Consider the following 8091-nt stretch of genomic DNA (forward strand, 5'->3'; position numbering starts at 1 on the left):
GCAGGGTCAGCTTCGGATCACAGCGAGTCCCTCCCGACCTCAGCCTCGCTGGAGGGAAGAAGCGACGGATCGAAGCCTCGGCTCCCGATCTCCCGGCGCAGATCATCGGCGAACACCTGGACGGCTGCTGCGATCTCTCCAGCGGGTAACTGCCGGCTGAAAGAGTCGGGTACGAAGACTGAACCGATGGACCAACCAGCCAAGCCCATCCGGATGGTCACCGCCCCGGTTTCGTCGAACGACAGGGACTCGAAGACGAAGTCCTCGCCGCGCTCCATCGCCCCTCCTGCACACCAGGCGATCAGGTCGCGTGCCAACTCCACCACGGGGAAAGCCAGCTCCTCGTAGACAACCAGGCCATCAGCATTGATCTGAAGATCTGCCTCAAGGTTTACCAGATACTCGGCAATACTCGTGCCCTGCAGATCGTCCGAGTTGAAGTTGCGATATCGAAATTCCAACACGACGCCTACCTTGCGGGATTGAAGGGAAAATTGTTGAAAACTTTACCCGCATCATTTATGAGGATTCGAATCCCTTCCTGCCCCCGGGTGCCGACCCGTCTACCCAGATCTACTTCGATCTTGTACGAGCCCTCCTTGTTCGGCAGGAAGACCGCCCGGTCGGACTTGAGCGCCTCCGCTACCCAGGACTGGGCTTGCGAGATGTCAGCTGTGTCATACTTGGCATAGTTGCCATCGAAGCTGGACAGGTGCTTGTTTTTCACGAATATGCTGGCGGGGTCGTCCGCAGCCCAGCCTTGAACGCCAGTTCCGAAACTCGCTTTATCTCGCTGTAGTCCCCTGGGGCGAGACCCAGAGGATCGAACTCCTGGACCGGATTGGTCACATAGAGATGAGGGTTCGGGCCTGGTGCCAGCCCCAACGGATCCGTGGAAGTGTACCGACTGGTCTCAGGATCGTAGAAGCGGTGGTAGTTGTACGAAGCACCGGTTTCCGGATCGTGAATTTGACCGGGAAACCGCAGCGGACAATCCGTGCCGGTCGCGCTGACGTGGGTCGGGGTCCCCCAGATGGTGGTCCGCTGTTGCCAGACAATCTCGCCGTCCGGGCTGACAAGTTCGGTGGGCGTGCCCACCAAGTTTGACACGATCGCGTAGAAGCGACGGTCCACCTCGTCCTGACCGGTCAGAGCGTCGGTCTGACTGATCGGGATAAACGTGTCGGGAGCGTACTCCCAGGTGCTCGTCCGGTAACCGTCGGCACTCAGGTGGGTCTGCTCAATGAGCCGCGGGCCATCCCAGGCGAAGTCGATCTGCTCGACCACGTCACCGCCGGCATCGAGACGCTGCTTGGCGACCCGTCGGCCGAGCGCGTCGTACCGGTAGCGCCAGCGGGTGCCGTCCGGCTTGGTGACAACCATCAGCCGGTCTTCACTGTCCCAGGTGTATCGCCAGGTCAGCGGCTTGGTCGAACGTTGCTTGACCTGGCGCAGAACGACCCGCCCGGCAGCGTCGTGCTCGTAACGCACGTCGCCGGCCCGTCGGATAAGGGTGCCGCTGTACTCCCGCTCGCCCCGGGCCGCGCCGCCGTGGTCCGCATCTGGCCAGGACGCGCTGGTCACGTTGCCGGCCTCGTCGTAGGCGTACCGCTCAGTCCACTCGGTGGCCCGCACCGCCGTGATCCGGCCAGCCCGGTCCAACTCCAACCGGCGCTCGCCAGTGAGCTGGTCGGCGACGCCGGTTAGGTAACCGTCGGCGCGATACCGGTAGGCCCGATGGGCGACCAGGTCCGGCACGCCACTGCCCGTGCCGCTCGTGGCGGGCCCAGCGGTGAGAACCTGAGAAAGCAGCCGGTGGTTGGCATCCCAGCTCTGGGTCAGGGCGAGACTGCCGATTGTCCGCCTGGTCTCCCGGCCGGCCGCGTCGTGGGTGAAGTTGACCGTCGTCCCGGCGGTGCGCAGCGACACCGGCCAGCTGCCGGCGTTGTACTCCCAGGCACTTTCCACACCCGAGGGGTACGCCGCTGTGTCCTTCGGCCGAGCAGGTCGTAGGACGAGGTGATCACCTGCCCGTCGCGGATCTCGGCCAGCACCCGGCCCAGTGGGTCCCGCTCGAACCGGAGATCAGCGTCAGGTGAGCTGGCCTCCAGCAGTCGGCCGACCGAGTCGTACCCGAAGGTGGTGATGCCCTCGGTGGTGCGTTTCTGCACGACGTTGCCGAGCGGGTCGCGGGCCAGTTCGGTGCTTTGCCCGGCGCCGTTGGTGCGGGCCACGGCCTGGCCGGCGGCATCAAGGGTGTAGGTCTGGGTGTGGCCGTTGAAGTCGGTTTCGGCGATCAGTCGTCCGGCCGGGTCGTAGTCGTAGCGCCAGACGAGTCCTTGCGGGTTGGTGACCGTGGTGAGGCGCAGCTCGGTGTCGTAGGCGAAGGCGAGTCGGGCGCCGTCGGGGCCGGTGCGCGCTACCGGGAGGTCGAAGTGGCCGATGTCGAACTCGGTGGTTGTCCCGGTCTGGTCGGTGTGGGTGACCAGGTTGCCTTCCGGGTCGTAGGTCCATTCCTCGCTCGCCCCGTCCGGGGTGCGCCGCCATGCCAGCCGCCCCTCGACTGTCCAGCCGAGGCGGGTGGTGCCGCCGAGCGGGTCGGCCACCTCGGTGATCCGTCCGGCCCGGTCGCGCCGGTAGCTGGTCACTGCACCGGTGGGCTCGGTGAGGCGGCTGACGAGCCCGGTCGGGTCGGTGGTCACGAGCAGGGTGTTGTCGAGGGCGTCGGTCACCTCGGTCAGGTGGCCAGCATCGTCGTAGCGGTAGCGGGTCGCAGCACCGATGGGGTCGGTGACCATGGTCAGGTTGCCGCGTTCGTCGTACGCGCGCCGCCAGATCGCCCCGTCGACGTCGGTGACCACGACCGGCTGACCCAGATCGTTGTACGACACGGTCGCCCGCGCCCCGTCCGGGCGGGTGACCTCGACCAGGTTGCCGTCGTCATCGTAGGACCAACGAGTCGTCCGCCCCAGCGCATCGGTCTCGGACAACTTCCGATCAAACCGATCCCAGACCGTCGTGGTGACGTTACCCAACGCATCCGTGACCCGTTCGGCCTGCCGCAACTCGTTGAGCGCGTAGACGCTCGCGTGGCCCAGCGAGTCGACAACAGTGGTGGTCCGGGCCTCGGTGTCGTAGCGCAGCAGACCCGCCAGATACCCGCCGGTGCCGGCGGTGGCGACGCAGCGACCGTCCTCGTCATAGGTGTAGCGGTACTCGGTGCCGTTACGATCCGCCCACCGAGTGACCCGCCCATCGATGTCGTAGTCGAACCGCAGCGGCAACCCGGAGGAGTTGACCACCTCGGTCAAATCACCGGCCTCGTCGTAGCCAAAGCGAACCAACCCGATATCGGTGTCGTCCCCGGCGAGGTCGAACCCGACGATCCGGTTCTCCTCGGTACGCACCGGGATAATCACCCGCCCGGCACCACCGACCAGGACGAGTTCCGATGAGGTCGCCCTAACGCCATTCGAACATAGAAATACGACGAACTCTGACCATTGCCGCAGTCGCATTCTTCGCCATCTGAGACGGGCCGTCAGGACCAGTGGACACCGGGAAGATCGAACCCGGCCGGAGCCTGCCAAGCACGCGGCCGGTCCGCTCCCGGCGGTCGGGACCACCATCGGGTGACGGGCGTCCACAGGATGAGCGCGCGCCGAGCCAAAGGAGAGGCCGCGCCTCGGTTGGCGCGCTCGGCGCGCGGGACGCACTGCTCGCCCGACTCGACGCGGCCGTGACCGGTTTCGTGGACCGCATGGCCGGCACCGACGCTGGCCGCCGGGTCACCGTGGTCGTCTACAGCGAATTCGGCAGACGAGTACGCGCCAACGCCTCCGACGGCACCGACCACGGCACCGCCGGACCAGTCCTCGTGACCGGAGCGCGAAGGGCCGGCGGCTTCCGCAGCCAACCACTCAGCCTCACCGGCCTGACTAATGGTCGGGTCGGCTCACGACGAGGCTGGATTCCACCTGTAAAGCCAGGGCTCTCAACCTCGCTCTTCTTGCCTCACTCATGTTCGAGTCAGGACGCACGGCCGGCGCCAGATGCGCGATCCGCCATGAACGGACTGTACTTGCCAGAGCCGGACCAGCGTGCGCGGCGATGATCTCGGCGGCAATGCCCATCGATTCGGTGACGAGCGATGCGGCCGACCGAATCTCAGGTCCGCGAACGAGCGCCGCACCCACCAACCCTTGCAGCAGATTCACCAGCTGCAGATCGGTGCCGGCGTCGATGACCCGCCGTAGGGTATCAGCATCAGAGAAGTCGAGTGGGTATTCCGCGACGAACCCGGAGTACATCAGGAGGCTGGCACCAAGCTGATCCGGCACGAATTCAGGATCGCCGTCGGACCAGCCACCCTGCTCCTCGAAAATGGCCATCGTCTCGTCGGAAAGGTCTGCGACTGCCTGGATTCCTGTCAACAGTCTGGCCAGGCTGTCCCGTCGGGCCGTGACAAATTTGAGGAAGACCGGACGGAACGCGGAAGCACCGTCCCACTCTCGCACCGCGCCTAACTGCAACAGTCCCCACAGGGGCGCGAAGATGTCGTAGGCCAGCGACACCTCGGACGGCTCGACCGTCTTGCACTCCACGTCGACTCCTTGGCTCAGAAATTGCCCATAAAATGCAGGGGGATCGCTTCGCTGGTAGGCGTTATGTTGGTGATTCCTTGGTTGAGAACATCGATCCCCTCCTGGGTGTTGACGAAGAACTCCTCCTGGTTTCCGTTCGGCCCGCCCATCTGTTTGATCGACTGCGCAAAGTCGTCTGGCACCTCGACCCGGACGGTTTGGCCTCCACGGCCGTACCCGGTGGCCGCTCGGGTGAAATCGTCGGTGAGGTGAACGCCAGGGATGGGCGTACCCGGCCTCTTGCTTGCCACCGCGACGTCCAGAGCGAACTGTGTACCCTCGAACTTTTGCGACCCGTGGTAAAGGACCTTGTAGGGCGCCAATCCGAATGGGTCGATTTCATACAACGGGTTGACGACATAGCGGTGCGGGTCCGGGCCGGGATAAAGGCCCAGCGGGTCTGCCGAGAGGTAGCGGGCACTCTCGGGCTCGTAGTACCGGAAGCAGTTGTACGAGGCGCCGGTTTCTGGGTCGTGGATTTGACCGGGAAACCGCAGCGGGCAGTCGGTGCCGGTGGCGCTGACCTGGGTCGGGATGCCCCAGATGGTGCTCCGCTGCTGCCAGGCGACCTCGCCGTCCGGTGCGACGAGTTCGGTGGGGGTGCCGACCAGGTCGGTGACGATCGCGTAGAAGCGGCGGTCCACCTCGTCCTGGTCAGCCACGTCGTCGGTCTGACTGATCGGGGTGAACGTGCCCGGGGCGTACTCCCACGTGCTGGTCTTGTCGCCGGCCTCGCCCCGATGGGTCTGCTCGATCAAACGCGGGCCGTCCCAGGCAAAGTCGACATGCTCGACCACACCACCGTCGGCGCCGAGACGCTGCTTGGCGACCCGCCGGCCCAGCGCGTCGTACCGGTAGCGCCACCGACTTCCGTCCGGAGTGGTGACCGCAACCAGCCGATCCTCGCTGTCCCAGGTGTAACGCCAGCTCAGCGGCTTGGTCGAACGTTGCTTGATCTGCCGCAGCGTGACCCGGCCGGCGGCGTCGTGCTCGTAGCGCACGTTCCCGGCGAAGCGGATGAGGGTGCCGGTGTACTCCCGCTCGCCTCGAGCGTCGCGATCACTGTCGTCACCCGTGTCGCCGGACCAGGTGGCGCTGGCGACGTTGCCCGCGTCGTCGTAGGCGTACCGCTCGGTCCACTCGGCGGCCTGCACGGCGGTGACCCGGCCGGCGCGGTCCAACTCCAGCCGGCGCTCGCCGGTGAGCTGGTCGGCGATTTCGGTCAGGTGACCGTCGGAACGGTACTGGTATGCCCGGTGCGCGACCAGGTCGGGCACGCCGCCGTCGACGGCCGGGCTCGCGGTGAGGATCTGGGAGAGCAGTCGGTGGTTGGCGTCCCAGCTCTGGGTCAGGGCAAGGCCGCCGACCGTCCGTCTGGTCTCCCGGCCGGCCGCGTCGTGGGTGAAGCTGACCGTCGCGCCGCCGGTGTGCAGGGCCACCGGCCGTTGGCCGTCGTACTCCCAGGCACTTTCCACGCCCGAGGGGGTGCGCCGGTGCGTCCGTCGGCCGAGCACGTCGTAGGACGAGGCGACCACCTGGCCATCGCGGATCTCGGCGAGCACCCGGCCGAGCGGGTCGCGGTCGAACCGAAGCTCGACCTCGGGTGTGGTGGTCTGTAGCAAGCGGCCTACCGGGTCGTACCGGAAGGTGGTGACGCCCTCGGCGGTGCGCTTCTCGACGACGTTGCCCAACAGGTCGCGGGCCAGTTCGATGCTCTGGCCGGCGCCGTTGGTGCGGGTCACGACCTGGCCGGCGGCGTCGTGCGTGTAGGTCTGGGTGCGGCCGTTGAAGTCGGTCTCGGCGATCAGTCGTCCGGCCGGGTCGTAGTCGTAGGACCAGCTGAGTCCTTGCGGGTTGGTGACCGTGGTGAGCCGCAGCTCGGTGTCGTAGGCGAAGGCGAGTCGGGCGCCGTCGGGGCCGGTGCGCGCTACCGGGAGGTCGAAGTGGCCGATGTCGAACTCGGTGGTCGCCCCGGTCTGGTCGGTGTGGGTGACCAGGTTGCCTTCCGGGTCGTAGGTCCATTCCTCGCTCGCCCCGTCCGGGGTGCGCCGCCACGCCAACCGCCCCTCGACTGTCCAGCCGAGGCGGGTGGTGCCGCCGAGCGGGTCGCTCACCTCGACAACCCGTCCGCCGGAGTCCCGTCGGTAACGTGTCGCCGCGCCGGTGGGCTCGGTGAGCTGGCTGACGAGCCCGGTCGGGTCGGTGGTCACGAGCAGGGTGTTGTCGAGGGCGTCGGTCACCTCGGTGAGGTGGCCGGCGTCGTCGTAGGCGTAGCGGGTGATCGCGCCGGCCGGGTCGGTGACCATGGTCAGGTTGCCGCGCTCGTCGTACGCGCGCCGCCAGATCGCCCCGTCGACGTCGGTGACCACGACCGGCTGACCCAGATCGTTGTACGACGCCGTCGCGCGGGTGTCGTCCGGGCGGGTGACCTCGACCAGGTTGCCGTCGTCATCGTAGGACCAACGAGTCGTCCGCCCCAGCGCATCGGTCTCGGACAACTTCCGATCAAACCGATCCCAGACCGTCGTGGTGACGTTACCCAACGCATCCGTGACCCGTTCGGCCTGCCGCAACTCGTTGAACTCGTAGACGCTCGCGTGGCCCAGCGAGTCGACCACCGTGGTGGTCCGGGCCTCGCTGTCGTAGCGCAGCAGACCCGCCAGATACCCGCCGGTGCCGGACGTCGCGACGCAACGGCCGTCCTCGTCATAGGTGTAGCGGTACTCGGTGCCGTTACGATCCGCCCACCGAGTGACCCGCCCATCGATGTCGTAGTCGAAACGCAGCGGCAACCCAGAGGAGTTCACCACCTCGGTCAGATCACCGGCCTCGTTATAGCCGAACCGGACCACCTCAATATCGGTGTCGGTGTCGTCTCCGGCGAGGTCAAGCCCGACGATCCGGTTCTCCTCGGTACGCACCAGAACCCGGTAACCACCGGAGTGCACCAACTCGGCGGGCGCTCCGCTGTCGTCGTGACGCACGTCGACCCGGTGACCATTGCGGTCCGACAACGCGACAAGAGGAAGCTGACCCGCCGGGCTCCCGGGCACCGGCCCGAAGTGCCACGTCCAGCCCCGTGCCGCATCGGTGACCTGGTAGGTGCCACCCTCCAGATCCCGCTCCAACGGCCAGCGCGGCCCCTCCGTCGGCAGCCGGTCGACACGACCGTCGTCGCCGGCCGGGTAGATCAACGTCATCCCGTCGGCCGTGGCGACGTAGACGCCGGTGTCGTCGACCTCGATGCGCTGATCCAGCGTGGAGGCCCACGACCGGCCGAACCAACTCCCCATCCGGTACGACGACAGATGCGTCCGCGACAACAGCACCGGCAACGCACCAGGCAACTCGATGTCAGTCTGGGTGAGCACCATGTCACCACAGGCGATGTCGATCGGGTCCAGCCGGGCCAACCGCTTGATCGCCTCGATGCCATTGGCCCGCGGGT

6 protein-coding genes and 1 pseudogene are annotated in these 8091 nt (G+C 66.7%); 1 reads left to right on the top strand and 6 read right to left on the bottom strand.

The features are described from left to right. Positions 1-17 precede the first annotated feature (17 nt). Genes ACGFIQ_RS35650 through ACGFIQ_RS35665 form a run of 4 tightly spaced genes read right to left on the bottom strand, consistent with a single transcriptional unit; the run spans position 18 to position 3419 of the window. Positions 18-464: a hypothetical protein gene (locus ACGFIQ_RS35650; protein WP_393250648.1), complete on the bottom strand. Its 447-nt coding sequence runs from the start codon at positions 462-464 to the stop codon at positions 18-20. Positions 465-469: 5 nt separating this feature from the next. Then, positions 470-727, bottom strand: coding sequence for a hypothetical protein (locus tag ACGFIQ_RS35655; protein ID WP_393250650.1), 258 nt, complete (start codon positions 725-727; stop codon positions 470-472). Then, complete coding sequence (locus ACGFIQ_RS35660; protein WP_393250656.1) at positions 724-1929, bottom strand: RHS repeat-associated core domain-containing protein; 1206 nt, start codon at positions 1927-1929, stop codon at positions 724-726. The genes ACGFIQ_RS35655 and ACGFIQ_RS35660 overlap by 4 nt, the downstream gene beginning before the upstream one ends. Beyond that, complete coding sequence (locus ACGFIQ_RS35665) at positions 1839-3419, bottom strand: hypothetical protein (protein WP_393250652.1); 1581 nt, start codon at positions 3417-3419, stop codon at positions 1839-1841. The genes ACGFIQ_RS35660 and ACGFIQ_RS35665 overlap by 91 nt, the downstream gene beginning before the upstream one ends. Before the next feature lie 131 nt (positions 3420-3550). On the opposite strand from ACGFIQ_RS35665, the pseudogene ACGFIQ_RS35670 reads away from it, so the two are divergent. Continuing rightward, positions 3551-3895 (top strand): annotated as a pseudogene (locus ACGFIQ_RS35670) (DUF1501 domain-containing protein); the annotation flags it as partial. Between the two features lie 43 nt (positions 3896-3938). Here the strand turns inward: ACGFIQ_RS35670 and ACGFIQ_RS35675 are convergent. Then, positions 3939-4604: a hypothetical protein gene (locus tag ACGFIQ_RS35675; RefSeq protein WP_393250658.1), complete on the bottom strand. Its 666-nt coding sequence runs from the start codon at positions 4602-4604 to the stop codon at positions 3939-3941. Between the two features lie 14 nt (positions 4605-4618). Then, positions 4619-8091 (bottom strand): DUF6531 domain-containing protein (locus ACGFIQ_RS35680; RefSeq protein ID WP_393250654.1); only part of this gene is annotated, 3473 nt, incomplete at its 5' end.

It is taken from the genome of Micromonospora sp. NPDC048898 (genome assembly GCF_043198035.1).
Lineage (GTDB): Bacteria > Actinomycetota > Actinomycetes > Mycobacteriales > Micromonosporaceae > Micromonospora.